Origin of the sequence: Flavobacterium sp. UBA4854 (assembly GCF_002399805.1) — a bacterium.
In the GTDB taxonomy this organism is placed as follows: domain Bacteria; phylum Bacteroidota; class Bacteroidia; order Flavobacteriales; family Flavobacteriaceae; genus Flavobacterium; species Flavobacterium ginsengisoli.
In genome coordinates this window covers 1-1,271 of record NZ_DHEI01000099.1, presented here as the reverse complement: position 1 = coordinate 1,271, position 1,271 = coordinate 1, and the positions used below count along the sequence as shown (strand labels likewise).

The window sequence follows — 1,271 nt, the reverse complement described above, 5'->3', positions numbered from 1 at the left end:
GCAATGATTGCTTTTTATGATGTTGCGATTCAATATAATTTAGCTGAATTAGAAAAAGAATTCTTTGAAGCTATCGAAGAACTTAAAAAATTAGATTTTATTGATAGTGAAGAATACATGCACCAAGCTCAAAAAGCTGGAAAATCTATTCTTTGCGAAGGTGCTCAAGGATCTTTATTAGATGTTGATTTTGGAACTTATCCGTTCGTAACTTCATCAAATACTACTGCTGCTGGAGCTTGTACAGGTTTAGGAATTGCTCCAAACAAAATCAAAGAAGTTTACGGAATTTTCAAAGCTTACGTTACACGTGTAGGTAGCGGACCTTTCCCAACTGAACTTTTTGACGAAGTTGGTGCTACAATGGCAAAAGTGGGTAACGAATTTGGTTCTGTAACAGGAAGACAAAGACGCTGCGGATGGTTAGATCTTGTTGCTTTAAAATATGCAGTTCAAGTTAATGGAGTTACTCAGTTAATGATGATGAAAGGTGATGTTCTTTCTGGTTTCGAAACTTTAAAAGTTTGTACAGAGTACAACTACAAAGGACAAAACATTTCTCACTTCCCTTACAACATTGAACCAGAAAACGTTACTCCGGTTTACAAAGAGTTTAAAGGATGGAAACAAGATTTAACTGGATTAACAACTTACGATCAGTTGCCAATTGAGCTAAAAGAATATATTGAGTTTATTGAAAAAGAAATCGAAGTGCCAATCAAAATCGTATCGGTTGGACCAGATAGAAAACAAACAATAACAAAATAATACATTAAACGCTCTGATAATCAGAGCGTTTTTTTTTGAAAAAATAGTTTTATGAGAAAAAATCCTGAAATTGAAATAACAGAAACCAAATTATTATCTGATAATTGGTATCTGCTAAACAAAGTAACTTTTAATTATAAAAAAGAAAATCAGCCTGTTGAATCGCATATTCGCGAAGTATACGATCGCGGAAATGGCGCTGGAATATTATTATACAATACTGCTAAGAAAACAGTTGTACTAACAAGACAATTTCGTTTACCGACTTATCTTAACGGAAATAAATCTGGAATGATGATTGAAGTTTGCGCTGGACTTTTAGACAAAGACAATGCAGAGCAAGCTATTATTCGCGAAACAGAAGAAGAAACTGGTTATCGTTTAAGCAAGGTTCAAAAAGTAATCGAAACTTATATGTCGCCAGGTTCTGTAACAGAAATTCTATATCTTTTTGTTGGCGAATACGACGAAAATATGAAAGTAAGCGAAGGCGGCGGACTTGA

The 1,271-nt window shown here is 34.1% G+C and carries 2 protein-coding genes; both read left to right on the top strand.

From position 1 onward, the window contains the following. On the top strand, positions 1–768 hold a 768-nt coding region (locus B3J44_RS14630; RefSeq protein WP_286969227.1), incomplete at its 5' end, for an adenylosuccinate synthetase. 51 nt (positions 769–819) lie between these two features. Beyond that, on the top strand, positions 820–1,271 hold a 452-nt coding region (locus B3J44_RS14625; RefSeq protein ID WP_286969226.1), incomplete at its 3' end, for an NUDIX domain-containing protein.